The sequence below is a fragment of the Corynebacterium sp. 22-2729 genome (assembly GCF_053479475.1).
Map to the genome: position 1 here is coordinate 159576 of NZ_JBRBCA010000004.1, position 23820 is coordinate 183395.

General features: G+C 59.6%; 23 protein-coding genes and 1 tRNA gene. 12 read left to right on the top strand and 12 right to left on the bottom strand.

Annotated elements, in window-relative coordinates; genetic code table 11:
* The first annotated feature begins 30 nt into the window (after positions 1 to 30).
* Positions 31 to 831: an SDR family NAD(P)-dependent oxidoreductase gene (locus tag ACUY2T_RS04360; RefSeq protein ID WP_448307705.1), complete on the top strand. Its 801-nt coding sequence runs from the start codon at positions 31 to 33 to the stop codon at positions 829 to 831.
* Here the strand turns inward: ACUY2T_RS04360 and ACUY2T_RS04365 are convergent.
* From ACUY2T_RS04365 to ACUY2T_RS04375, 3 genes are all read right to left on the bottom strand, one after another.
* Positions 800 to 1891 (bottom strand): amidase family protein, encoded by a 1092-nt coding sequence (locus ACUY2T_RS04365; RefSeq protein ID WP_448307736.1) that lies wholly within the window; start codon positions 1889 to 1891, stop codon positions 800 to 802. The two genes, ACUY2T_RS04360 and ACUY2T_RS04365, sit on opposite strands and share 32 nt — an antisense overlap.
* Before the next feature lie 14 nt (positions 1892 to 1905).
* On the bottom strand, positions 1906 to 3585 hold the full coding sequence (locus ACUY2T_RS04370) for an FAD-binding dehydrogenase (protein WP_448307706.1): 1680 nt from the start codon (positions 3583 to 3585) through the stop codon (positions 1906 to 1908).
* Between the two features lie 85 nt (positions 3586 to 3670).
* A complete protein-coding gene (locus ACUY2T_RS04375) occupies positions 3671 to 4903 on the bottom strand; it encodes a class I SAM-dependent methyltransferase (protein ID WP_448307707.1) in 1233 nt (410 codons plus the stop codon).
* Positions 4904 to 5084: 181 nt separating this feature from the next.
* Between ACUY2T_RS04375 and ACUY2T_RS04380 the strand changes: the two genes are divergently transcribed.
* Complete coding sequence (locus ACUY2T_RS04380) at positions 5085 to 6500, top strand: NAD(P)/FAD-dependent oxidoreductase (RefSeq protein WP_448307708.1); 1416 nt, start codon at positions 5085 to 5087, stop codon at positions 6498 to 6500.
* Here the strand turns inward: ACUY2T_RS04380 and ACUY2T_RS04385 are convergent.
* On the bottom strand, positions 6497 to 6976 hold the full coding sequence (locus ACUY2T_RS04385; RefSeq protein WP_293791195.1) for a PaaI family thioesterase: 480 nt from the start codon (positions 6974 to 6976) through the stop codon (positions 6497 to 6499). The genes ACUY2T_RS04380 and ACUY2T_RS04385 overlap by 4 nt on opposite strands.
* A 44-nt stretch (positions 6977 to 7020) precedes the next feature.
* Between ACUY2T_RS04385 and gndA the strand changes: the two genes are divergently transcribed.
* Genes gndA through ACUY2T_RS04415 form a run of 6 tightly spaced genes read left to right on the top strand, consistent with a single transcriptional unit; the run spans position 7021 to position 13405 of the window.
* The gene (gndA, locus tag ACUY2T_RS04390; protein ID WP_448307709.1) at positions 7021 to 8466 is read left to right on the top strand and encodes an NADP-dependent phosphogluconate dehydrogenase; all 1446 of its coding nucleotides are present in this window, start codon (positions 7021 to 7023) and stop codon (positions 8464 to 8466) included.
* On the top strand, positions 8467 to 9615 hold the full coding sequence (locus tag ACUY2T_RS04395; protein WP_448307710.1) for a DEAD/DEAH box helicase: 1149 nt from the start codon (positions 8467 to 8469) through the stop codon (positions 9613 to 9615).
* A gap of 16 nt (positions 9616 to 9631) precedes the next feature.
* A complete protein-coding gene (locus ACUY2T_RS04400; RefSeq protein WP_448307711.1) occupies positions 9632 to 10999 on the top strand; it encodes a hemolysin family protein in 1368 nt (455 codons plus the stop codon).
* Between the two features lie 3 nt (positions 11000 to 11002).
* Positions 11003 to 12046, top strand: a complete 1044-nt coding sequence (locus ACUY2T_RS04405; RefSeq protein WP_448307737.1) for a hemolysin family protein — start codon at positions 11003 to 11005, stop codon at positions 12044 to 12046.
* Positions 12039 to 12878 carry a 3-methyladenine DNA glycosylase gene (locus ACUY2T_RS04410; RefSeq protein WP_448307712.1) on the top strand — a complete coding sequence of 280 codons (840 nt, stop codon included), beginning with the start codon at positions 12039 to 12041 and terminating at the stop codon, positions 12876 to 12878. The genes ACUY2T_RS04405 and ACUY2T_RS04410 overlap by 8 nt, the downstream gene beginning before the upstream one ends.
* A 23-nt stretch (positions 12879 to 12901) precedes the next feature.
* The gene (locus ACUY2T_RS04415) at positions 12902 to 13405 is read left to right on the top strand and encodes a hypothetical protein (protein WP_448307713.1); all 504 of its coding nucleotides are present in this window, start codon (positions 12902 to 12904) and stop codon (positions 13403 to 13405) included.
* Here ACUY2T_RS04415 and ACUY2T_RS04420 read toward each other — a convergent pair.
* From ACUY2T_RS04420 to secA2, 5 genes are all read right to left on the bottom strand, one after another.
* Positions 13402 to 13914: a MerR family transcriptional regulator gene (locus ACUY2T_RS04420; protein WP_034967731.1), complete on the bottom strand. Its 513-nt coding sequence runs from the start codon at positions 13912 to 13914 to the stop codon at positions 13402 to 13404. The genes ACUY2T_RS04415 and ACUY2T_RS04420 overlap by 4 nt on opposite strands.
* 125 nt (positions 13915 to 14039) lie before the next feature.
* Positions 14040 to 14537 carry a hypothetical protein gene (locus tag ACUY2T_RS04425; protein WP_293791189.1) on the bottom strand — a complete coding sequence of 166 codons (498 nt, stop codon included), beginning with the start codon at positions 14535 to 14537 and terminating at the stop codon, positions 14040 to 14042.
* An 82-nt stretch (positions 14538 to 14619) separates the two neighbouring features.
* Positions 14620 to 15357, bottom strand: a complete 738-nt coding sequence (gene ftsR / locus ACUY2T_RS04430; protein ID WP_293791188.1) for a transcriptional regulator FtsR — start codon at positions 15355 to 15357, stop codon at positions 14620 to 14622.
* Between the two features lie 6 nt (positions 15358 to 15363).
* On the bottom strand, positions 15364 to 15798 hold the full coding sequence (odhI, locus tag ACUY2T_RS04435) for an oxoglutarate dehydrogenase inhibitor Odhl (RefSeq protein WP_005294594.1): 435 nt from the start codon (positions 15796 to 15798) through the stop codon (positions 15364 to 15366).
* Between the two features lie 71 nt (positions 15799 to 15869).
* A complete protein-coding gene (gene secA2, locus ACUY2T_RS04440; RefSeq protein ID WP_448307714.1) occupies positions 15870 to 18185 on the bottom strand; it encodes an accessory Sec system translocase SecA2 in 2316 nt (771 codons plus the stop codon).
* A gap of 72 nt (positions 18186 to 18257) precedes the next feature.
* On the opposite strand from secA2, the gene ACUY2T_RS04445 reads away from it, so the two are divergent.
* The 3 genes from ACUY2T_RS04445 (at position 18258) to ACUY2T_RS04455 (ending at position 19661) form a co-directional block, all read left to right on the top strand.
* The gene (locus ACUY2T_RS04445) at positions 18258 to 19007 is read left to right on the top strand and encodes an alpha/beta hydrolase family protein (protein ID WP_448307715.1); all 750 of its coding nucleotides are present in this window, start codon (positions 18258 to 18260) and stop codon (positions 19005 to 19007) included.
* Positions 19008 to 19011: 4 nt separating this feature from the next.
* Positions 19012 to 19515: a ribonuclease E activity regulator RraA gene (rraA, locus tag ACUY2T_RS04450; RefSeq protein WP_408925760.1), complete on the top strand. Its 504-nt coding sequence runs from the start codon at positions 19012 to 19014 to the stop codon at positions 19513 to 19515.
* Positions 19516 to 19584: 69 nt separating this feature from the next.
* Positions 19585 to 19661: transfer RNA gene (locus ACUY2T_RS04455), tRNA-Pro, on the top strand.
* Positions 19662 to 20065: 404 nt separating this feature from the next.
* Here the strand turns inward: ACUY2T_RS04455 and ACUY2T_RS04460 are convergent.
* Both ACUY2T_RS04460 and ACUY2T_RS04465 read right to left on the bottom strand, forming a co-directional pair.
* A complete protein-coding gene (locus ACUY2T_RS04460) occupies positions 20066 to 21697 on the bottom strand; it encodes an ABC-F family ATP-binding cassette domain-containing protein (RefSeq protein ID WP_448307716.1) in 1632 nt (543 codons plus the stop codon).
* 218 nt (positions 21698 to 21915) lie between these two features.
* Positions 21916 to 22608, bottom strand: coding sequence for a type I restriction-modification system subunit M N-terminal domain-containing protein (locus ACUY2T_RS04465; RefSeq protein WP_448307717.1), 693 nt, complete (start codon positions 22606 to 22608; stop codon positions 21916 to 21918).
* A 327-nt stretch (positions 22609 to 22935) separates the two neighbouring features.
* Between ACUY2T_RS04465 and ACUY2T_RS04470 the strand changes: the two genes are divergently transcribed.
* On the top strand, positions 22936 to 23523 hold the full coding sequence (locus tag ACUY2T_RS04470) for a hypothetical protein (protein WP_287863253.1): 588 nt from the start codon (positions 22936 to 22938) through the stop codon (positions 23521 to 23523).
* 85 nt (positions 23524 to 23608) lie between these two features.
* Here ACUY2T_RS04470 and ACUY2T_RS04475 read toward each other — a convergent pair whose 3' ends face one another.
* Positions 23609 to 23755 (bottom strand): hypothetical protein, encoded by a 147-nt coding sequence (locus ACUY2T_RS04475; RefSeq protein ID WP_141747035.1) that lies wholly within the window; start codon positions 23753 to 23755, stop codon positions 23609 to 23611.
* Positions 23756 to 23820 lie beyond the last annotated feature (65 nt).

Genomic DNA, 23820 nt, shown 5'->3' on the forward strand with positions numbered 1-23820 from the left:
GCCCGCCGACATTCATGTACAAATGAAGGTATGAGCACTTTAGACCTCTCACAGGAAACCGTCCTCATCACAGGCGCCAGCTCAGGCCTAGGCAAAGAATTCGCCTCCCAGCTGGCAGCAAAGGGCGCGAATCTCGTGCTGGTCGCACGCCGTCAGGATCGGCTGCAAAAGATTGCGGCCGAAATTAAGAGGCGTCACAAGGTCAAGGTCGAAGTTATAGCGAAGGATCTATCCGAACATGGCGTGGCCGGCGAGATTTCATGGGAGCTGTCCACGCGCGGGATCACGGTAACCTCGCTGATCAACAACGCAGGCTTCGCGAACTACGAGTCTTTTAGTGATATCCCGACAGATAGCCTGCGCGCAGAAATCGCGGTCAATGTCCACGCACTAGTGGAGCTGACTCACATGTTTCTGCCACGATTCGAAGAGCGAGGCAATGGGTTCATCCTCAATGTGTCATCCATTGCAGGGTTCCAGCCCTCCCCTGGCATGGTGGTCTATGGTGCGACGAAGGCGTTTGTGCTGTCGTTTACCGAAGGCCTATACGCTGAGCGAAAGGGCTCTGGCGTACGAATCATGGCGCTGTGCCCGGGGCCAACCGAGACGGAGTTTTTCCGAGTCGCCGGCAGTGACAGAGCCGACGGCGGGCTCAAGCGCATGAGCAGCCACGATGTCGTGACGGCGGGAATCGAAGCACTGCTGCGCAAGTCGCCGCCGCCGTCGGTAGTCGCGGGCGCGCGCAACAAGGTGCTAACAAGCATCTCGCAGCGCATGCCACGGCGCGTCATGACGGAAGCTATGGCGCGGATAATGAAGCGGCAAGGTTAAGAAGTAGCCGCTCGTCGCGTGCTACGAGCTGTACACCAACGGGCAGGCCATCTCTTCCTCTACCTGCGGGGATGTTCATCGCCGGATGCCCGGAAACGTTCCACAGCGCTGTGAAGGCAACCGAGGGCAAACTCGCGATCTGTGCCGCCAACATCCCCTTCCCGGAAAGCACACCAGCGCGCGCCGGGCGCGAGGCCACCGTTGGTGTAAGGAGCACGTCAACGTCCTCGAACACACGGTCCAGTTCCTCCCCCAGCTCGTCGGAGAACTTCTCCGCCCAACGCAGCACCGGCCCCTGTGCCCATGCACCTGCCAGGTGGGTAACCTTGTGGCGCCCCTCGATGCGGTCGGGATACTCCAGCCCGGCGATCTCCTCCCGAATCCCCGCGAAAAACTGCGTGACGAAAGCCGCCGTCGGATCCTTGTGCCGCAGCGCATAGTCGCTCACGGTGTGTCCCAGCCCTCGCAGCTGATCGGCAACACGGCGTACTGCCCGGACATGGTCGCGGTGTGGTGGGGTCAGTGGCGTTGCCGGTTGGAGGTTTACGCCAATCCTTAATGACGCCACCTCAGATTCGGTGGCTTCGGAGCCAGATAGGGCGTCAAAAAGAAGGGCGCAGTCGCGTGCAGTACGGGCGATGGGGCCAGCAGTGCCGAGGCGGCACCACAGTTCACCGGGGAGAGTACCGCGGGCGGGTTTGAGGCCAAAGAGACCGCAATGGGCCGAGGGGATGCGGATAGAACCGCCGCCGTCGCCACCAACGGCGAAGGGCACCAATCCAGCGGCAACGGCCGCCGCGGAGCCTCCGGAAGAGCCGCCTGGGGTGAAGCGTGGGTTGTGCGGGTTGCGGGTGATACCGCGAGCCTCCGACTCGGTGAAAGGGAAAGCGCCAAAGGCAGGCATAGTGGTTTTGCCCAGGATGATCGCACCGCTGGCACGGAGTCGGCGGACGATCTCGTCGTCGGAGGCCGCGGGCGTGGGGTTGGCATTGGTGCCGTAGGTCGTGGGCACCCCGCGGACATCAACTTCTTCCTTGATGAGCACCGGCACGCCATGCAGCGGTGCGCCACTGACTAGAGCTCAGCAATGGTCGCCTTCAGGTTCTCGCCAACACGCTTGCCGGAGTGGATGCAGCCTCCGAGGAAGGTGCCTTCAAGGGCATTCTTGCCATGCATACCGCCGCCACCGAAACCGGCGACCTCGCCTGCGGCATAGAGGCCAGGCAGCACCGATCCATCAGAGCGCAAGCACCGTCCGGAAAGATCGGTCTCGATGCCACCGAGGGTCTTGCGGGTCAGGATGTGCAGCTTGACGGCGATAAGCGGCCCCTTCGACTCGTCGAGTAGGCGGTGCGGCGCGGCACAGCGGACAATCTTGTCGCCGAGGTACCCGCGGGCAGTGCGGATGTAGTTGATTTGCGCATCCTTGCTGAAGTTATTGTCGATCTGCGAGTCACGATCTTCGATGATGCGGCGCAGATCGTGTACGTCAAGGGCGGGTGCATCGTCATCGGCGATGGCGTTCATACCCTCAACCAGGGAACCGAGATCGTCGGCGACCACCCAGTCCTCGCCATGGTCCATAAAGGCCTTGACCGCGGGGTGCGTGCCGGGGCCTACCTTGGACAGCAGGTTCTTGACCTTCTTGATGGTCAGATCTGGGTTCTGCTCGGAGCCGGAGAAAATGAATTCCTTGTCGGCGATCGTCTTGTTGAGGATGAACCAAGAGTAGCTGTGGCCCGTGGTGCCGATGTGCTTCATGGTGGAGATTGTGTCGCCACCTGGGATGAGGTTAGAGGGGAATCGCTTGCCGGTCGCATCAATCCACAGCGAGGACGGGCCAGGGATGATGCGAATGCCATGGCCAGGCCAGATGGAGTTCCAGTTCTTCATTCCCTCGGTATACGCCCACATACGGTCGGTGTTCACCAGGTTCGCACCGGCATTATTGGAGATTTGGATCATGCGGCCGTCTACGTGGGCGGGCACGCCGGTAACCATGTCATTCGGCACCGGCCCCCACTGGTCGGTCGGCCAAGCGCGGCGTACGAGATCCAGGTTGCCGCCGATTCCTCCGGAGGTCACGACCACCGCACGTGCGCGCAGCTCAAATTCGCCAACGGTGTTTCTCGATGACGCCACGCCGCGGTCCAAATCGCTCGGTTCCAGCACGCTGCCGCGCACGCCGACGACGGCGTCATTTTCTAGGATGAGTTCGTCGACCTGGTGGCGGAAGCGGAACTCGACTTTGCCCTCAGCCTCGGCGGCTTCAATGGGCTCGCGGAAAACGCGAACGACCTCAGGGCCAGTACCCCAGGTGAGGTGGAAACGCGGTACGGAGTTACCGTGGCCGCTTGCGTCGCCGGAGCCGCGCTCGGCCCAACCGACGGTGGGAAGAACGTTGAGACCGAGAGCCTTGAGGTAGTCGCGCTTTTCCGTCGCGGCGAAGCGGACATATTCCCTACCCCAACGGCGGGGCCAGTAGTCGTTGTTGGAATCGTCGTACTGCGCTGAGTTCTCCCAGTCGCGCCAGGCCAGCTCCTCGGAGTCCTTTACGCCCATCAGCTTCTGTTCCGGGCTGCCCACGTAGAACAGGCCACCCAGCGACCAAAAAGCTTGTCCGCCCAGGTTGTTACGGTTTTCCTGATCCAGGATCAGGACCTTCAGCCCCGACTTCTGCGCCTCATAGGCAGCGACAAGGCCGGCTAGACCGGCGCCGACGATGATGACATCGGGGTTGGTGGGAGTAGTCACAGGAGGGATCCTCTCGAAGGTCAAACACGAATAGTTATTACTACGCTAAAACTATCCGGTGATCTCCGGAGGGAAAATCGGAAAACTACTTCGGCGCGAAAACAAATTGGACGCAGCCGATATCCCCCGTGATTGCCAGAGCCTCATGCAGCGCCAGCTGGTAATCCCAGAGCCTGCGGAAGACTGGGTCGAAGCCCGCTGCGGCGGCTTGGCGTTCGCGGGAGAGGAAGTTCGCGCGCCACAGTGGCAAGGTCGCACGTAGGTGGCCGCTCAGGTTGTTCTCTGCGACAACGGCAAGTTGAGTGTGCTCTGCGGTAACTTCGCGCACTTGCTGGGCTGTGGGGTACTCCAGTGCAGGCCATACGTATGCGCGCATGACGTCTAGGGATTCCTTGGCAGTCTCGCGCAGCTCGTCGGTGGCGACGATTGACTGGATTACTGCCAGACCATCGTCGGACAGCATGCGATCCACTGCCTTCAGGTAGTGGCTGAGGCCACCCAGCCCCAAAGTCTCCATGCGCTCAACAGAGAAAATGGCCTCGTAGCGTCCCGACCATTGTCGGGGGGAAGGTACTGGACCGGCGATAACCTCCACATTCACCGCACCCCCTACCCCGGCGGCCCGCACACGGGCATGCACAGCATCGGCGTGGTCTTCGTCGCTGGTCAGCACATCCACACGTGCGCCGCGCTGAGCGGCCTGTACTGCCAGTTGGCCTCCGGAGGACGGCATTTCCAATACGCGGTCGCCTGGGCCGACCTCGGCCTCGTCGAGCATGGTCGTGATACGACGCCGCTGGGCGTCGTCGAGATCCCGGCGATCTACATCATCGGGGTCGCCGAACCAGGTGAAATCGATCCCGTGGTCGTGGGCGCTTGTACGCGAGGCGCTGCTGAACTGCGCTGCACCAGTGGCCCGGGTAGCGCCCGCATAAAGCTCAACGAGCGCCTCGGGCAATTCGCCCGGTACGGGACCGCGGCGCCTGGGCGTGCGGCGAGCGAGGAACTCTCCCATTTTGCCCTCGAAGGGTCTATCCAGAAGCGCCCCCAGCACCTCCGGGAGAGGCTCAGCCGTCCATTCGCCGGCCATGTAGCCCTCCGCTAGACCGAGCCACCCCTCCGCAACCATTCGATCGATCACCTGGCCGTCTCGAACGACCATGTGCGGCACCGTGCCGGCGTCCAGAGAAATACCATGAGAGGAAAGCAGCGCTTCCAAGCGCGAGGTAACAGCCTCGGCGCGGCGGCCCATAAAGCGTGCCTGTGGAGTGGCCACGAGGTGCGGCCAGCGCTCCTCATCGATGTACGGAGACGTCATCCTGCCTTCCTTTAACACTGCAACTCCCCCCGAAGTTACTAGGAAAACAACTTCTTGCTCTCGAGGCGCAACCGAAATGGGTTGAACTTTTTCTTAACCCGGGGGCTCTCGGTGTGAAGGCCAAGCCTGAACCAATTAAGATGGTGCCGGATAACAACCATATTTGAGGAGAAGCAACTACATGACCAGCGCATCTAACCGCCACCACGTCGTAATCATCGGCGCGGGCTTCGGCGGCCTCTTTGCGGCTAAGAAGTTTAAGAACGAAAACGTCAAGGTCACCATCGTCGACCGGACGAATCACCACCTGTTCCAGCCGCTGCTTTACCAGGTTGCGACCGGCATCCTCTCCGAAGGCGAGATCGCGCCCTCCATTCGTCAGATCCTGGCTGACCAGGACAATGTCCGTGTGGTCAAGGGCGAGGTTCGCAACGTCGACATCAACGAGCAGACCGTTACCGCCGATCTGGGTGGCATGGATGCCGTGTTGAAGTACGATTCCCTGATCCTCGCCGCGGGCGCTGGCCAGTCCTACTTCGGCAATGAGCAGTTTGCAGAGTTCGCGCCGGGCATGAAGTCCGTGGACGACGCACTGGAAATTCGTGCCCGCGTGACCGGCGCCTTCGAGCGCGCCGAGATCACCTCCGACCCGGAGGCGCGCAAGCGTCTGCTGACCTTCGTTGTTGTCGGTGCTGGCCCAACTGGTGTGGAGCTGGCCGGTCAGCTGGCCGAGATGTCCCACCGCACCCTGCGCGACGAGTTCCGCGAGATCGACACCGAGGACACCCGGATTCTGCTGATCGACGGTGGCTCGCAGGTGCTGGCGCCGTTTGGCAAGCGCCTGGGTCGCAAGGCCGCCCGCCGCCTGGAAGACCTGGGCGTAGAGATCATCCTCAACTCCCTGGTGACCGACGTCTCCAAGGAAGGCGTGCGCTACAAGGACATGAAGACCGAAGAGGAGTACTTCGTCCCTTCCTACGCCAAGATCTGGTCCGCCGGCGTGGCCGCTTCCCCACTGGGCAAGCACGTTGCCGAGCAGGCAGGTATCGAGGTCGACCGTGCGGGTCGCGTGCCGGTGAACGATGACCTGACCCTGGGCGATTACCACAACATCTTCATCGTGGGCGACATGATGAGCAAGGATCGCCTGCCGGGCGTAGCTCAGGTCGCTATGCAGGGTGGCCAGTACGCTGCTACCACCATCCTGGACGAGGTCAACAACGGTACTTCCCACGAGGGTCGCGTGCCGTTCAACTACTTCGACAAGGGCTCCATGGCCATCGTTTCCCGCTTCAACGCGGTGGTGAAGATGAACAAGGCCGAGGTTTCCGGCTTCATGGGCTGGGTCATGTGGCTGGTTCTGCACCTGCTGTACATGGTTGGCTTCCGCAACCGTGCAGTCGCTGCATTCAGCTGGGGTCTTAACTCCGTGTCCCGCCGCCGCTGGCAGTTGGTAGCTACCCGCCAGCAGCTGCACGCACGCAACGCACTGCGCAAGCTGCGCGAATTGGAGGACAAGGAAGGCACGCGCTCCATCGAGGTGCGCGACAACCTGCGCTTCGGCGAGGGTCGCGATACCCGCGCGGTCTCTGACTAAGCCTTCGGCATATCCGGCACAACCTGCGTCTTGAGGAAAGTCAAGGCGCAGCATTTGCCGGTTTTTTCATTTATGTGCTCGATGCGGAAAAGGTGCGTGGTGCGCCCAATATGCTCTGCTTCCGCGGTTGAGACAATGACGTCGCCTTTTACCGACGGACGCAGAAAGTGCGTCTGATTCGAAGTTCCGACCACGGCCGGTCCGGCACCAGCGGCGACGAAGCTGGCCATCGAGCCGGCGGTCTCCCCCAGGCTCGCGTAAACACCACCGTTCGTCACTCCCCACGGCTGCAGGTGATCCTCGGTGACTTCGAGTGCCAGCTGCAGCTTCTTCGGACCAATGGCGCGGTATTGCACACCTAGGGTGCGGTCAAGCGTCGGATGCTTCTGGAGCAGCTCGTTGAGGGTAGAAATCTCCTCGCCGGTGAGTTCCCGCTCGGTGGCTTCGCGACTTAGTTCAATGAAAATATTGGACATGCGCCTAAGCCTAACCAACTCTTCGCCCTGTAAGATGTAAAACCATGACTACTGCTGAAGGAACCGCCCAGATTGGCGTTGTTGGCCTGGCCGTCATGGGGTCCAACATCGCCCGGAACTTTGCCAATAACGGTCACACCGTGGCCGTCTACAACCGCACTACCGCGAAGACCGAGAAGTTCATGGAGGACTTCGGCGACACCGGCAACTTCGTCCCGTCCGAGACGATCGCCGATTTCGTTAAGTCACTGGAGCGCCCACGTCGCGCGCTGATTATGGTGCAGGCGGGTGCTGGTACTGACGCCGTCATTTCCCAGCTCGCCGAGGAAATGGACGAAGGCGACATCATCATCGATGGTGGTAATGCGCTGTACACCGACACGATCCGCCGTGAAGCGGAGATGTCCGAGCGTGGACTGAACTTTGTTGGCGCAGGCATCTCCGGTGGCGAGGAAGGCGCCCTGAATGGCCCGGCTATTATGCCCGGTGGCCCGGCGGAATCCTGGGAGGCTCTGGGGCCTCTGCTGGAGTCCGTAGCTGCGAAGGTCGATGGCACCCCGTGTGTTGCGCACATTGGTCCGGATGGCACCGGCCACTTCGTGAAGATGGTTCACAATGGCATCGAGTACGCCGATATGCAGGTCATTGGCGAGGCTTATCAGCTGCTGCGCTACGGCGCGGGTATGGAGCCGGCGGAGATCGCAGAGGTTTTCAAGAATTGGAACGAGGGCGACCTCGACTCCTACCTGATCGAAATCACCGCCGAGGTGCTCTCCCAGGTGGATGAGAAGACCGGCAAGCCACTGATCGATGTCATTGTCGATTCGGCAGGCCAGAAGGGCACCGGCCGCTGGACGGTAAAGGCCGCTCTGGATCTGGGCATCCCCACCACCGGCATCGGCGAAGCCGTTTTCGCCCGTGCTCTGTCCGGCGCTCGCGAGCAGCGCGACGCCACTATCGGCAACCTGCCTGCTGGCGAGCTCAGCACTCTGGATGTTCCGAAGGAAGAGTTCATTGAGGATGTCCGCCGCGCACTCTATGCCTCCAAGCTGGTGGCCTACGCGCAGGGCTTCGACGAGATCAAGGCTGGCTCCGAAGAGCACAAGTGGGGCGTGGATCCCCGCGACCTCGCCACCATCTGGCGTGGTGGCTGCATCATCCGCGCGAAGTTCCTCAACCGCATCCGCGAGGCCTACGATGCCAACCCGGAGCTACCCTCCCTGCTGCTGGATCCTTACTTCAAGGGCGAACTGGGCGGTTTGATTGATTCCTGGCGACGCGTAGTCATCCTGGCTACCCAGCTGGGCCTCCCGGTACCGGTATTCGCATCCTCCCTGTCTTACTACGATTCCCTGCGTGCCGAGCGTCTTCCGGCGGCGCTAATCCAGGGCCAGCGTGATTTCTTCGGCGCGCACACCTACCGCCGTACTGACCGCGAGGGATCTTTCCACACCCTGTGGTCCGGCGACCGTAGCGAGGTCGAAGCGTAATTGTCCCGATCAGAGTTCGGAAAGCTCGGACTCGATGATTGCATCACCAAAGAGCTTTCCGCCGAGGGAATAACTAAGCCCTTCCCTATCCAGGCTGCGGCCATCCCCGCGGCCGTCGAGGGGCGGGACGTGCTAGGCCGCGGACCGACGGGTTCCGGCAAAACATTCACGTTCGGGCTGCCGATGATTCAGCTTCTGAGGCGGGGGGCGTCGCGACCCAAAAAGCCCCGTGGTGTGGTGCTCGTGCCGACCAGAGAGTTGGCGACACAGGTGCGTTCGCGGCTGGATCCGATTGCGAACGCAGCAGGACAGCGTCTGCTGGAAGTCGTCGGCGGGGTGAAGATTCAGCGGAATATCACTGCTCTGGCGAGACCCGTGGACATCCTCGTGGCGACGCCGGGGCGCGCACTGGATCTGCTGCGGCAGGGCATGCTGGACTTTAGCGACGTGAAGGTCGTCGCTATCGACGAAGCCGACCAGATGGCCGACATGGGCTTTCTCCCCCAGGTGACTAAGCTTCTGGATGACATGCCGAAGAACGCTCAGCACCTGCTGTTTTCCGCCACGTTGGATGGCGATGTACAGGTGCTGGTGGATAACTACATGCGGGATCCGGTGACCCACTCCACGGGTGAAGCAACCGCCAGTGTGGACACGATGCGACACCTGCTGGGGGTGGTGAATAGCCGTGAAGAGCGAAACGAGCTGGTCATCGCAATTGGAAAAATGCGCAAGCGAACAGTAATGTTCACGCGCACGAAGTATGCGGTAGACCGACAGGTTAAGAAGCTAGTGCGGGCAGGTGTCCCCGCCGTGGGCATTCATGGCAACAAGGGACAGAACACACGTCAAAATGCGTTGAACCAGTTCACGCAAGGCGAAAATTCCGTGCTGGTCGCCACAGACATCGCTGCCCGGGGTATCGATGTCAAAGACGTGGAGCTGGTCGTCCATATCGACCCGCCCGCCGAACACAAGGCATATGTACATCGCGCTGGACGCACCGCGCGCGCCGGAGCCAGTGGCACGGTCGTGACGCTTACGTTCGCAGAGGATCAACGTGCAACCGAGAAGATGATGGCCAAGGCCGGTGTGCACCCGACCGTACTGTCGGGTTCCAAGTTGGTTGCCAATTTGAAGAATAGTTAGGAGTCGAAGAACACCCGTGGAAATTCTGCTTTCCGTCGTTGGGCTAGTTCTCTTTGTGCTGCTCACAGGCCTTACTGGCGTGTTTGTTGCCGTGGAGTTCGCCATGACGGGTCTGGAGCGATCCACCATTGACGAGCACGCCCGCACCAAGGGCGATGGCACCGCGAAGTTGGTGCAAAAAGCGCATGGGCAGCTCTCTTTCCTGCTGTCGGGCGCGCAGCTCGGCATTACAATCACAACCCTGGCCACCGGTTATCTGGCCGAGCCGATTTTGGCGAAGTTCTTTAATCCGTTGCTGGAGCTCGTGGGGCTTAGCGAAGCAGCGGCCATGCCCATTGCACTGGTCCTGTCGCTAATCGTGGCGACAGTGCTGTCCATGGTGTTCGGCGAACTTGTGCCGAAGAACCTGGCCATTACTAACCCGCTCGACGCGGCACGTGCGACTGTCCGCCCGGTCTGGGTGTTCAACGTGGCGCTGAAGTGGTTTATCAACGGTATGAATAAGCTGGCCAACGCCATTGTGCGGAAGCTGGGAATTGAGCCGGCGGACGAGTTGGCGTCGGCACGATCGGCCGAAGAACTCTCGGCGCTGGTGCGGCACTCGACGGGCAACGGCGGGTTCACCGAGCAGAAAGCGCGAATCCTGGATCTTTCGCTGAAATTTAGCGACGCCACCGCAGAGGATATTATGACGCCTCGGTCGACCGTCGAATCTCTGACCGTGGAAGACACTGCGCAGGATCTCATCGAGCTGGCGCTCGAGACCGGACACTCGCGCTTCCCCGTGACGCGCGGTGATCTAGATGAAACGGCGGGCGTTGTCCATGTGAAGGACGCGCTAACTATCCCCCACGCTGTCCGCCGGACTACCACTCTGAACCAGCTAATGAAGTCCGTGCCCTCCGTGCCGGATTCCTTAAGCGGCGATGACGTGCTGAACCGGGTGCGAGCCGCGGGGTCGCAGTTGGTGATGGTTGTCGACGAGTACGGCGGCACTGCCGGCATCGTGACGATTGAAGATGTCGTGGAGGAGATCCTCGGCGAAGTGTGGGACGAGCACGACGACGTGGAAGAGGACAAGGAAGTCCGCAAGAGCGGTACCAGCTGGGAAGTTTCCGGACTGGTGCGCACGGATGAGCTACCGGACGCGGTGGGCTACACCGCCCCAGAAGGCGACTATGACACGCTGGGCGGCCTGATTATGGCCACACTGGGTCGAATCCCGAAGGAGGGCGATGAGGTTCTGCTGCCGGTCGGCAACCATGAACTTCTGGAGGGATTTGAAACTGGCATGACCGGACGTTGGCGAGCGACCGTCAAGGAAATGGACAACCGCCGCGTGGACAAGGTTTTGCTGCGCCCGTTGAAGAAAGAGGAGGTTTAAGTGATGGGTGATATCTGGGCTATCGTCCTTGCAATCTTCCTGCTGGCACTCAACGGCTACTTTGTGGCGGTGGAGTTCTCTCTGATTTCCTCGCGAAAAGATCGCCTGGAATCGATGATCGCCGCCGGAAACAAGCGTGCCAAGCGCGTGCAATACGCCACGGAACACCTGTCGATCATGCTCGCGGGTGCGCAGTTTGGCATCACCATCGCCTCGCTGCTGCTCGGTAAGGTCGGCGAGCCAGCGATCGCGCACTTGATCGAAGCGCCATTCGAGGCACTGGGAATGCCCGCAGAGCTGCTGCACCCGGTGGGCTTTACCATCTCCCTGCTGTTGGTGACGATGCTGCACATCATTCTCGGTGAAATGGTGCCGAAGAATATTGCTCTGGCTGGGCCAGAAACAGTGGCAACATTTGTGGTGCCGCTGCACCTGCTGTTCGTGAAGGTGACGAACCCCATCATGCAGCTGCTGAACTGGATCGCGCGCAAAACGTTGAAGCTGGTGGGTGTGGAGCAGAAGGACGAGCTGGACTCCACGGTCTCCCCTTCCGAACTGGCAAGTATGATCCAGGATTCCCGCTCTGAGGGGCTTATCGCACCGGAGGAAGCGAACCGCCTCAACAAGGCGCTGGGTTCTTCCCGCCGTACGCTAGACGAAGTGCTGATTCCCTTCGGCGACGTGCACTGCATCCCCCAGGATGGCCCGCGCATGAAGGTAGCCGCCGTGGAGAAGGCAGTGCAGGAGACGGGCTACTCTCGCTTCCCCGTTACTGATGCGACAGGCAAGTGGATTGGCTATGTACACGTCAAGGATGTGCTGGACAACCTGGTAGAGCCCGACGGGCAGCTGGATACGACGGATATTCGCCCGCTACTGGAGGTCAAGGCTGGTTCGAACTTTGATGTTGCGATGCGCAATATGCGTCGTACGTCGAGCCACATTGCCGCGGTAGTGGATGCAAATGGGCAGATCATTGGCATGATCACCCTGGAAGACATCATCGAGGAACTCGTCGGTACCGTTCGCGACTGGACCCATGACTGAGGTTCTACACGACTGGCGCGAAAGGCAGGCGGCTCATAGGGAGCGTGTGCAGCGCCTCACCGAGGGGCACCGCCGGCGCCGCGCAGAGGGTGATAGGCACCCGGTGTGGGACTTTATGTTCAGCTACTACCCCACTACCCCTGGGAAGCTAAGCCACTGGCATCCGGGCGTCAATAAGGCCGTGGTGTGGGATGGTGGCGACGACTTGCCGCAGTACAAAGACCACTATGTACGCCAAGGTGATGTGTGGATCCTGGATGTGGAGCGGTACATGGCAGCCAGGGGTAAGACGGTGCGTTATATCGCGCGGCTGTTGGATGCGACGTACCGGCACCCGCCAGTGCTGGGGTGCTTTGGACTGCACGAATGGGCGATGGTGTACAAGGATGCGCCACGCCACCCCGAGCCGCTGCGTTTGGGAGCCCGGGGTACGGACGAGGTTGTCGAGAAGTCGCAGTTGAAGTGCACGCACTTTGACGCTTATCGCTTTTTTACCGACGCCGCCGCGCCGCGAAACGCCCACACCCCCACCCGCGACTCACAGCCTCAGTTGGAACAGCCGGGCTGCCTACACGCCACGATGGATCTGTATAAGTGGGCTACGAAATTGGGGCCGCTGGTTCCCGGCGAGTTGTGGCTGGACTGCTTCGAGCTGGCCTGTGATGTGCGTCGGCTGGATATGGAGGCTTCACCCTATGACCTGCAGGAATGGGGTTTTGAGCCGGTGCGGATCGAGACTCCGGCGGGGCGGGCCGAGTATGTCCAACGACAAAAGGGGCTAATGGATCGCGGGCAAGAGATCCGCAAGCAGCTGCTGGCCTACACTGGATAAAAAACTACTGGGAGGACTCAATCGTGGCACGACATGCAACTGGAAAGCAGAACTATCATGTTGCTGGATGGGTCTGGGGTGCCCTGGTGGCCGTGATTCTGGTTGTGGCGCTGGTTGCTGGTTGGATCATGCTCGCGCGAAACAACCAGGATCAGCTCTCAGCACCGGAGTGCCCACAGGGGGATTTTGTGGTGAAGATCTGGGCCGAGAATACGGCGGAGCTGCAGGATAAGGTGCGCCAATTCAATGACGCGAACGAAGTGGAACTGGACCACTGCCTGAAGGCGGAGGCTGTGCAAAAGCCGGATGCGGAGGCCATTGCGGCGTATAAGGCGTGGGGTGAGGGTGGTATGCCAGGTGCTCCGTTGTGGAAGCCGGCTGATCGGAGTAAGGCCGAGGAGGCGCTGGCGGTCTCCAAGGTGGAGAGCGGAGAAGAGAAGAATGACGTGCTGGCTCCGCAGCTGCGGGACCAGTCGCTGCCCGAGTTGGATCAGCGGGCGCGTGGAGCTTTCTTGAGGATTCTTTAGGCCATACGGCGACGGCGGCGCTCGGCCAGCTCGTCGATGGCGGCATCCTGAACAACCTTCTCCGAGGGGAAGGAGGTGATGGTGCCGGTGAGTTCCTTCATCAGACCCGGGACTGCGATGCCGAATACGCCCTGGCCACCGTTGAGGAGGTCGATGACTTCTTCAGAGGAGCGACACTCGTAGACGGTGTGGCCGTCGGATACGAGAGTAATGCCAGCGAGGTCGTCGACGCCCAGGTTTTCCAGTTTCTCGACAGCCTTGCGGATGTTTTGCAGGGAGATGCCGGTGTCCAGCAGGCCCTTCACGATCTTGAGAACCAGGATGTCTCGGAAGGAGTACAGGCGCTGAGAGCCGGAGCCTGCGGCGTTGCGGATGCTGGGCTGGACGAGCTTGGTGCGCGCCCAGTAATCGAGTTGGCGGTAAGTGATGCCAGCTACCTGGCAGGCGATCGGCACACGGTAGCCAACCTCATCGTCGGGGCCATGGACGTCGAAAAGGGCATCCTGCATTGAAAGACTCCTGGTGTAATTTCAATTCTCTTCTAAAGATTAGACCGGTTTGCGGCACAGTCAACCGCTAGCCGGATATTACTTTAACACGAGTCACAAAATTCACACGTGTAACAACACGCGTGTCATTCTTTCAACCAGTCGTCGAGATCGCTCGACAGTCCCAGACCTTCCCACATCTCTTGGAAATCGGAATCCGCATTGTCGCTAGCGCTGAAGCCCATCTCTTGGGGATCCCAGTCCAAAAGGAAGTCCACTTGGTCGCCATCCTCATCGACTTTCTTGAGCTTCGCTTCCAATTCTTCAACCCAAGCGGGATTCACACGGATCAGTGCATTTTCTACGCCTGGCGCAACCCGCACATCGAAAAGCACACCTGCATTCCACAGCGGCTCCAGAATCGAGGGACGCACGTCGATGAAACGTTCAGACTCCCCTGCCTCGAGCACCAAACCAGCGGTCATTTGCCCTCGGGAGTTGGTGGCGATTCGGGCGAACCACGGGTCACGCGCTTCGTCGTTCTTTAGGATGCTTGCCAGAACTTCCGCATCCGAGGGGCGCCCGCCCAGATCCACGGTGGGTTCAACCCAAATCGGCAGGATGTGGGTACGTTCGGGCGTCATAAAAATAAGGCAATCGGCCACCGGCGCGCCGCACCCAAGGGCGCTGGCGACCGCGCGGCCGAGAAAGACGACTTCGGTACCTTTATCCAAGGTTGCCCTTCACCAGCGCGGTATTCAGAGAAATGATCAACGCGGACATCTCGCGGGCGGTTTCTGCGGAACGCTGCTGCGCGTTCTCATCGCGGCCATGTGCCAGCGGCTCGGCGATGCGGGAGACCATGTCGTACTGACGGTTCGCAATGGTCAGGAGCGACTTCAGGTGTCGATTATCCAGGCCGTGATCAGTGAGACTCTGGGCAATCTGCACGATCTCAACATCGTCGACCGAGTAGAAACCAGCCGGGTCGGCGGTGATCAACCCCATACGGATGAGCGCTCCGGTGAAGGAGTCCTGCACACCTGCACGCGCCGTCACATCAGCACGAGTTAGGCGACGAGACTGGGCACCGCGCATCTGCTCCGGAGAAATAGCACCGGGGGCGGACTTGCGCGCAGCGGTCACGGGGGTGACCTTGCCGGAGTCCATGGCCTCCAGGCGCTCGCGAATAACCTTCAACGGCAGGTAATTATCCCGCTGAAGGGTCAAGATATAACGCAGCCTCGAAATGTCCTCCGGCGAAAAGCGCCGGTAACCGCTCTGGGAACGACGCGGGCTCACCAGCCCCTCGGACTCCAGGAAACGGATCTTCGATACCGTAACATCCGGGAAATCCGGCTTCAGCTGCTTCAACACGTCGCCGATAGACGACGTCGGCAGAACTTTACCGGCTGGCGAGGTGGAAGGGACTGGAGCGCTAACGTGGCTTCTCTGTGCGCTCACTGTTCCTTAGGCTTCCTTCGAACCGTTCAGGAACACCAGGCGGAACTTGCCGATCTGGATCTCATCGCCATTGGAGAGAACGGAAGAGTTCTTCGGCTCGCGGTTAACGTAGGTGCCGTTCAGGGATCCGACGTCTACGACCTCGTACTGATCGCCATTGCGACGGAACTCAGCGTGGCGACGGGAAACAGTAACGTCGTCGAGGAAGATATCGCTATCGGGGTGACGGCCAGCAGCGGTCGTCTCCTGATCCAGCAGGAATCGGGAGCCGGCATTCGGACCACGCTTCACAACCAGCAGCGCGGAGCCCTCAGGAAGACCCTCGACACCGGCAGGAGAGGCATCGTGCTGGGAGCCAGACTCCATCTCCTTCAGAAGGTCTGCGCGGAAGACTGACGTGGTCTCGACAGATGCCTCTGGCACTCCGGTGTTATCGCTCATAGCTTTCAAGTCCTCTCATTCGAACTAATTGGTTCGGCTCTAACAATACGTCTAACAATACCCTAAAGCAGTTAGCGGAACATCTGAACGATAGACCCCATTACAGACCCCCCGGAGGAGGACAGCGGGTTATCGTTCACCATGTATGTCCATGTTGCGCTGGGCTTATGCAGCCCCATTTCGCCTAGCTGGGCGCCTTCAGAGGTGATCTCTACCTCGTCAAACGTCTCCCGAGCCTTGTTGACGGCACGTTCAGCCAACTCACCGAATGCGGCGATGGACATACGGTGGAACTCGTCGATCGGCGATTCGCGGGCAATGGCGCGCAGATGAATCGACTCGCGTACATCGTCCAGGTAAGCCAGGTGCTCCGACCATTCGTTATCCAAGTGGAAGAGCATAATTTCGCGGGCGGCCTGCTCCAGAGTTTCCTCGGAGAGTCCCTGCTTCTTCAGCTCCGCAGCACGCTCAACGTTGTGATAGCTGAGATCATCCCAGGCAGCGCCAGTGTCCAGCAAAGTGTCGCGGCGATCATTCACGATGTCGCGCTGGTCCTTAATGAGCTTGTTGTACTTCCACGTAGTTGCGTGGATGTCGAGCATCTGTCCTTCAGTAACGCGCTGACAGTGATCCACGAACTGCTGAACCTTCTTCTGTGGCAACAGGCCGTCATCCTCGGGCTGCGCCTGCAACTCCTCCCCTGCGCCGCCGATAGCCACCACGTCGTCTTCAAGGGAGACGAAGAAAACCGAACTGCCCGGGTCACCCTGGCGCCCTGCGCGGCCTCGCAGCTGGTTATCCAGGCGCTGGGAGCGGAAACGCCCCACGCCTACGACATGCAGGCCACCGGTTTCTACGACCTCTTCGCGCTCAGCTTCGTCTGTACCGCCCAGCTTGATATCCGTACCGCGGCCAGCCATCTGGGTAGAAACTGTCACGCGACCCGGGCGGCCGGCTTCAGCGACGACAGCCGCTTCCACCTCGTGGTTCTTCGCGTTCAGCACAGAGCACTCCACGCCCGCGGAAAGGAGTGCCTCAGCCAGCTGCTCGGATTCCGCAACGTCCTGGGTGCCCACCAGCTGCGGCTGACCAGTCTTTTGCACCTCGATGATGTGCTTGACCACGGCATCGTCGCGCTCGGACGCGGAGACGTACACCCGGTCAGCCTCGTCGAAGCGAATGTTCGGCACATTCGGCTCGATGACGGAGACCTGCAGGTTGTAGAACTGACGCAGCTGGTCGCCAGCGGCCAGTGCGGTGCCAGTCATGCCGCAGACTTCGGGGTACATGCCGACCAAAGCCTGGATGGTTACCTGGTCGAGGATGCGACCACCATCGGTAACGTCCAGACCTTCCTTGGCCTCCACTGCTGCCTGCAGGCCATCGGGCCAACGCTGCAGCTCGGCCACGCGGCCGCGGGAGCCGTCAATAAGAGCTACCTTGCCGTCGCGCACAATGTAGTGCACGTCGCGGATCAAGAGGTGTTCGGCGTGCAGGGCAACGTTCACCTGCACCAACAGCTCGCCTTCATCCTCATAGAGAGAATCTACGCCAAGCTCCTTCTCCACAAACTCCGCACCCTCATCGGTAAGGAAGACATTGCGGTGGTCCTCGGAGACATGGAAGTGCTTGTCTTCCTCCATCCGCTTGACCAGATCAGTAATGCGGCCTGCGGGGGCGGGGCCGGGCTCGGAACCGGCGAGAACCAGCGGTACAAGAGCTTCGTCCACCATTACCGAATCGGCCTCATCGATAACAGCCACGTCCGCAGGGCTACGCACCTGGTCGTTACGGCGGGTAATGAGCTGATCACGCAGCACGTCGAAGCCCAGCTCGTTGATGGCACCGAAAATAACGTCACGCGAGTAGATCTCGCGGCGCTGATCCGCGGAGAGCTCCTCGTTAATCGCACCATGGGTGAGTCCGAAGAAATCAAACATCGGACCCATCCAGTCGTTATCGCGGCCAGCCAAGTAGCTGTTGACCGTGATGACGTGCACGCGCTTGCCCTGCAGAGCAAAGCCCACGGCGGCCATCGCGCCGGCAAGGGTCTTACCCTCACCGGTGGCCATCTCCACCACATCGCCGTGCAGCAGGCGGTAGGTGCCCTGCATCTGCACGTCGAAAGGCTCCATGTCCAACGTGCGTTTAGCCGCTTCACGCAGGATTCCAAGCAGCGCGGAAGCGTCTTCTACTTGCCCTCCGAAGTGGTGGCCATCCTCGCTAGTGGATTGTTTAGTGACCACGTCCGAGGCGGCGTCACGAAGCTCAGCATCGCTAAGCCCCGAATAGCGCGACGAGTCGGCCTGAGCGACCACGGCCCGGCTCTTCTTCTGATTCTTCTTCGGGGAAGATCCCATTGCCTTCCAGAACCAGTCAAATGCCATGTGTGTGCCCTTCGAGTGTGAGATGTAAAAATGTACTGACCACGTTAACCGACTAATGGCAAGAGGCGATCTATGACCCGCACGATTCGCTCCGTTCACGTGACAATTCCCACCGAAAATGGCTGGCAGTTGGCAGGAACGGTGGATATGCCGCGAGATGTGACGATGGAGGAGGCACCGCGCCGGGCGGTCGTCGCGCACTGCTTTACGTGTACGCGCGGGGCAATTGGGGTGACGCGCATATCCAAGGCACTGGCGCGGGCGGGGTATGCGAGCCTGCGATTCGACTTTGCGGGGTTGGGTGATTCGGAGGGGCGGTTCGAGGAGACGACGCTGGCGACGAACGTGTCCGATGTACAGGCTGCGGCAGCGTGGTTTGGCGGACCGGAGCTTCTAGTGGGGCATTCGCTGGGTGGCACGGCGGTGCAGCGTGCTGCGGCAGACGTTGCCTCGGTGGAAAGCATTGTGACCGTAGGCACCCCATTTGAGCTGCGGGATACGGCGAAGCGCGCGCCAGAGATCATGCACATGTTTAAGCGCCAGCGGGAGCTTTCCCTGGGGCAGGCGCTGCTGGATGAGCTCGCCACGGCCGATTCTGCCGATACCGTTGCCGCTGTTTCTTCTAGTGACGCCACGTCTCTGGTGCTGCACTCCCCCGATGATCTGGTAGTTCCAGTGGCAGAGGCGCATGCGATGCGGGAGGCTTTGCCGAAAGCCGATTGGGTGGCGTTGGAGGGCATGGATCACCTGCTTTTGCAAAGAGGATCCGGGCAGCGAGTGGGCGAATTCATCGCGGCATGGGAGAGCTTGCGCCTACAGTAGGGGCATGGCTGAAGAAAAACTGACTTTTATTCCGACCGCCGACCTGGTGGACATCATTGGTAGCGACGTGCGCAGCTGCGATACGCAGTTCCGCGACCTGGGCGGTGTGGTGGAGTTCTGCGGCAAGATCACCACGGTAAAGTGCTTCCAGGACAACGCACTGCTGAAGAAGGTGCTGCAGGAAGAGAACCCGGGTGGCGTGCTGGTGATCGACGGTGATGCTTCTATGCACACCGCTCTGGTGGGCGACATTATTGCTGGCCTGGGCAAGGATCACGGCTGGGCCGGAGTGGTGGTTAATGGGCCGATCCGCGATTCCAAGGTGATCGGCCAGATGGAGTTCGGCTGCAAGGCGCTGGGCACCAACCCGCGCAAGTCCACCAAGACCGGTGAGGGCGAGCGCGACGTAACGGTAAGCTTCGGCGGCGTGGACTTTGTCCCAGGCGAATACATTTACTGCGATTCGGACGGCATTATTGTGAGCGACAAGGCCGTGCAGCCGGTATAAGCAGGGGATTTCATAACGGCGCTGGGAGTGGGGTAACCTATCGCCGTTGCCCTTTTTAGAGGGCGACGGCGGACTGTGGCGCAGCTTGGTAGCGCACTACACTGGGGGTGTAGGGGTCGCAGGTTCAAATCCTGTCAGTCCGACCAATTTCATTATTCTGGGGGGCATGACCTCACCATCACCACAGAAAAAGAATAACTCTCCTTGGTGCAGGTATTGGGCTGGCACTGACCTACAAAGAATAACTAAGGCTTCTTTACATATGGCAGGCCTTCGATCACTTCGTCGTTATCAAAAATGACTGAGCGACCGCATCTAAGGCAACCCGTTGTGACGCTCGGTCCACGAGGTTGTTGACTTTGATTCCGGCAAGCAGCTCCTCGGCACTTCCAAGGGTGCTCCCCCGACGCCACCGGCAAAGCCCACACCGCCCTCACCCAAGCCCTCCGTCTATATCGACGCCCTCGCCGACGCGGTAATCCGAGGCGAGTACGCCAAGGTCGACAAGAAAGGAACTCTGACCTTCACATTTAGGGAGGACTCCCAAGTCTCATGTCGATGCTGACTGGTGAACAGAAGTGAGGTGGAGATGACGTCCGTGCCAATGTTCAATCAGCCAACGGTCATGACTGGCGATGATGAGAGTTCCTCGCCAGTCCCGTAGCGCGTTCTCGAGTGCATCCATCGATTCCAAATCAAGGTAGTTAGTTGGCTCATCAATGATCAACAAAGCTGGCTGTTTCGCTAGGGCGACTGCAAATTGAGCCCGGCGTTGATTCCCTGCAGACAAGTTCACGATGGGAGTGCTCCACATTGAAGGATGCAGAATTCCTTTTCCAGCCTCGCCGACGCCATCTTGCCACCTCTCCGAGTCAAATCCTGCAATTGAACCATCAGGAAGCGTCTGCGGCACCACGCCGACGGGATCATCACGGGTGAGGGTGCCACTGTTCATAGTCCCCTCGGGTGCGTTTCCTGTGGCGATCCAGTTAAGCAGGGTTGATTTACCCGCCCCGTTTTCTCCTGTCACGAGGAGGTGCTCGCCTCGCCCTAAATCGAACGTAACCGGCAAAAGCCGACCTGCCACTGTCGCATCTCTGAGCGAGACGGCCAAACCAGTTCCGGGGTCAATCTTGAGGGAGGGGAACGCCAGGTTGTAGTGGCGGGGTTTCCGTATCTCTCGCTCTGAAATGCGTTCCAGGCGGACGTCGTCACTTCGGGTTCTTTTTGCCGATGTGGCTGCTGCGCGATCGGTGAAGAACTTCTTCTCTTTGCGAGTTGCGGTTTCAACCCGAACCCCACCACGGGCGATCTTCATGCTTTCGCGCCGATGCTCGTGTAGCTCGCGTTTCTCAGCTTGCTGTGCGGCGTGGATCTGTCGGTGTTTTGCACGGGCAGTCTTCTTCGCCAGCAGGTAGTGCGTGTAGTCCCCTGCGTTGCGGTACAAGCCCACGACCTTCTGTCCGTCCGCTTTGGCGAGTTCTTGCCAAACGGTGATGTCCATGTCGTAGATGGCAGTGGCGGTGTCGTTGATGAAAGATCTGTCGTGGCTCGTAGCGAGCACAGGGCCGTTCCAGTTCTTGACAACACCAGTGAGGAAATCGGCTGCTTCATGATCGAGATGATTGGTCGGCTCGTCTAGGATCAACACCTCAGGTCGCATCGTCAGCAGGGTAGCCAGTTTCAGGCGTGCACGCTGACCTGGCGAAAGGGTCTGCATCATTCGATTGCTTCCCGACCCCATGAAATCTACGAGTCCCAGTCCTGCGAGTGTTTCATTCACTCGTGCATCCAACGACCACACATCAAGGGCGTTCAACCGGGCAAGAAGTTGGTCAAACTCCATTGCTAGATGAGTGTCTCCCGCTGCCATGGCTTCTGTGGCTTGGTCGAAGCGCGTGAGTAGCTCATTAAACGGTTTAAGCGCCGAGTCAAGGAATTGCGCAACGCTGCCGTCGAAAGACTCTGGATCGGGAACGTGCTGAGGAACAGGCCCAGAAACAATTCGGCCCGAATCAGGCGTCAACTCACCAGTGAGGACCCTTAACAGGGTGGATTTGCCGACCCCGTTCGGGCCAATCAAAAAGGCGCGTTCACCGTTTGGCACATGCAAACTCACACGGTCGAGAATGAGGCGGGAGCCGAATGAAAAAGAAATAGAATCGAGCAAAATTTCGGGCATAGTAATCTCCAATAGGAAGAAGTAACTTCAGTCACGTCTCAGCAGAGCTGAGTGGAGATCACATGTTCACCGGAATTACACGCTCCTCGGTTCGGGTAGGTCGTCAGTCGACGAATCCAGTCTAATTATACGCGATTATACGCGATTCGCTGAGACTCAAGCGGCTCCGTAATAGGGGCGAAACGCTGAATTGACCAGCTGCCTCCGTTTTGAACCAATCAGACGACCAAAACGCAGTTCGCACGCATTTGTATCCGTCGTGGCAAGAAAGTTTCGTACACGGTGCGTGAAGCACCGTCCGAGGCCAGTCCGATGTCGTCGGAAGCGAAAAGAGTATCCACCATGAGCCGGATCGCGTCACGCGGAGTGTAGAACGCACCCGCGGCTTTGCCCTTGGTGTCGAATGCCTTGTACATGACGTGCTCGAAGAGGTCACCCATCTGGGCATCCGGCAGCGCCTCCATACTCATGTCGATGGTGGCGAAGTGTTTGACCACCGGCCACAGGCGTGAGGCACTGTCGAGAGTCTTCATCTTCACCGCGAAATCGAAAGCATCCCACACGTCGCGGACAGAGGCCGAGAACGCACCGACATAATCCATCAGCGCCTCATATACATGGTCGTCGAGCTGCGCGATCCGCGGCAAGTCCAGGCGAGAAGAGTTATAGAAGGAAAGACCAAAGCGAGCCTGCACCTCCCAGTCGATCATCTCGTCGCTGAAGCCCTCCTCCTGAAGACTCCATACCAGGTCGAGAACTTCATCTTTGGTCGGGGCGAGAATGCACTCAAGACGTCGCAGCACCGTCATCGGCAGAATATAGTCTCCGTAATCTTCAGGCTCGACGATGGAGCGCAGAAACTTGTCCGCTGTGTTCCAAACGGCGGACTGATTGAGTTCCGCTGTACTCATCCGGGCATGCCTCCTTGGGCCGAAAGTCTCAGTGCCCCTACGGTAAACGCACTGTCCAAAATCGTTCTCGAGACACGCACGTGCTGTCTCGCCTTCTAGTGCATCACCCCCGATAGACACCGTGCTGCTATGTTCGAACGAAGTATCGAACAGCTTCAATCCTTCAAGCTTTGCTGTCTTGCCTTATAAACCACCCTTAGCCACCCCTCCCACTCTCTAACGCGCTACACCTACCCCACTTCACTGCTTCAAGACTTAAGAACGACCCTCCTCCCCAACGTCAACTACTGGTTGACACACCTGTCAACCTATGGTTGACTAACTGTCATGGATCCATTGACGAATATCCGACACACACTGCAAGCAGTCAGCCTCGCCGAACACGAATTGGAGGATGCCGTCTCGCAAGCAAGAGATGCAGGACATTCATGGGCGGACATTGGGCAAGCGCTCAATGTTTCCCGCCAGGCAGCCTTTAAACGATTCGGTGCGGTGCGAAACCCCTTTACAGGAGAAACCATGGCCCCAGTATCAACCGACAAGCTCCCAGAGATTTCCGACAAGCTCATTCGCCACATTGCCAAGGGCGAAGAAGCAGAAACCATTGAAATGCTCGATCCGCACGTCCGCGAGGACCTCCCCTGGTCCGTCATCGTGGACGTTTGGACATCAATCCTGACCGACTTCGGCGAGCTCCAGGAGATCACCGACCAGACGATCGTCCCCATCAAGGGAGACCGCAACGCGGCACCGGAGTCAGAAGCACTCTCCGCAAAAAGCACGGGCACCTCTGTCGTCGTCTCGACGCTCAACCACGAAGCCGGCGAACTGATGTCTCGGATCGCCGTCAGCAGAGAGGGCACGGTCGTTGGCGTTCTTTTCTTGACGCCCGATGCCACGGACTACCCGTTCTAAGTCAGCTCCCGTAGTGGTAGCGGCGATCCGCCGTCTGCCACCACAAATAGTCCCCCCAAGGCAGACTCATCTCAAACGAGAATCATTAGTCCTCAATGAGGGCGTGGTGGGCGCCGCGCCCCCGCTCCAGGTTCTCGATGGAACCGAGGAGGCGGCGAGCGTTCTCGGGAGAGCGCAAAAGGTAGGCAGTTTCCCGCAGTGATTCATACTCGGTATAGCTAATCGGCTTCACAGCGCACCTCCTGTCCTGAAAACCGCCGCAGGTCGTGTGCCTTCAATACTATCTGCCCCACTCGG

What these genes read in the sequence shown, in the direction of transcription:
- ACUY2T_RS04360 (WP_448307705.1), top strand. Translation starts at nt 31, where the DNA reads ATGAGCACTTTAGACCTCTCACAGGAAACCGTCCTCATCACAGGCGCC.
- ACUY2T_RS04375 (WP_448307707.1), bottom strand. Translation starts at nt 4,903, where the DNA reads ATGACGTCTCCGTACATCGATGAGGAGCGCTGGCCGCACCTCGTGGCC.
- ACUY2T_RS04380 (WP_448307708.1), top strand. Translation starts at nt 5,085, where the DNA reads ATGACCAGCGCATCTAACCGCCACCACGTCGTAATCATCGGCGCGGGC.
- ACUY2T_RS04385 (WP_293791195.1), bottom strand. Translation starts at nt 6,976, where the DNA reads ATGTCCAATATTTTCATTGAACTAAGTCGCGAAGCCACCGAGCGGGAA.
- gndA (WP_448307709.1), top strand. Translation starts at nt 7,021, where the DNA reads ATGACTACTGCTGAAGGAACCGCCCAGATTGGCGTTGTTGGCCTGGCC.
- ACUY2T_RS04405 (WP_448307737.1), top strand. Translation starts at nt 11,003, where the DNA reads ATGGGTGATATCTGGGCTATCGTCCTTGCAATCTTCCTGCTGGCACTC.
- ACUY2T_RS04410 (WP_448307712.1), top strand. Translation starts at nt 12,039, where the DNA reads ATGACTGAGGTTCTACACGACTGGCGCGAAAGGCAGGCGGCTCATAGG.
- ACUY2T_RS04420 (WP_034967731.1), bottom strand. Translation starts at nt 13,914, where the DNA reads ATGCAGGATGCCCTTTTCGACGTCCATGGCCCCGACGATGAGGTTGGC.
- ACUY2T_RS04425 (WP_293791189.1), bottom strand. Translation starts at nt 14,537, where the DNA reads ATGACGCCCGAACGTACCCACATCCTGCCGATTTGGGTTGAACCCACC.
- odhI (WP_005294594.1), bottom strand. Translation starts at nt 15,798, where the DNA reads ATGAGCGATAACACCGGAGTGCCAGAGGCATCTGTCGAGACCACGTCA.
- secA2 (WP_448307714.1), bottom strand. Translation starts at nt 18,185, where the DNA reads ATGGCATTTGACTGGTTCTGGAAGGCAATGGGATCTTCCCCGAAGAAG.
- ACUY2T_RS04445 (WP_448307715.1), top strand. Translation starts at nt 18,258, where the DNA reads ATGACCCGCACGATTCGCTCCGTTCACGTGACAATTCCCACCGAAAAT.
- rraA (WP_408925760.1), top strand. Translation starts at nt 19,012, where the DNA reads ATGGCTGAAGAAAAACTGACTTTTATTCCGACCGCCGACCTGGTGGAC.
- ACUY2T_RS04460 (WP_448307716.1), bottom strand. Translation starts at nt 21,697, where the DNA reads ATGCCCGAAATTTTGCTCGATTCTATTTCTTTTTCATTCGGCTCCCGC.
- ACUY2T_RS04465 (WP_448307717.1), bottom strand. Translation starts at nt 22,608, where the DNA reads ATGAGTACAGCGGAACTCAATCAGTCCGCCGTTTGGAACACAGCGGAC.
- ACUY2T_RS04470 (WP_287863253.1), top strand. Translation starts at nt 22,936, where the DNA reads ATGGATCCATTGACGAATATCCGACACACACTGCAAGCAGTCAGCCTC.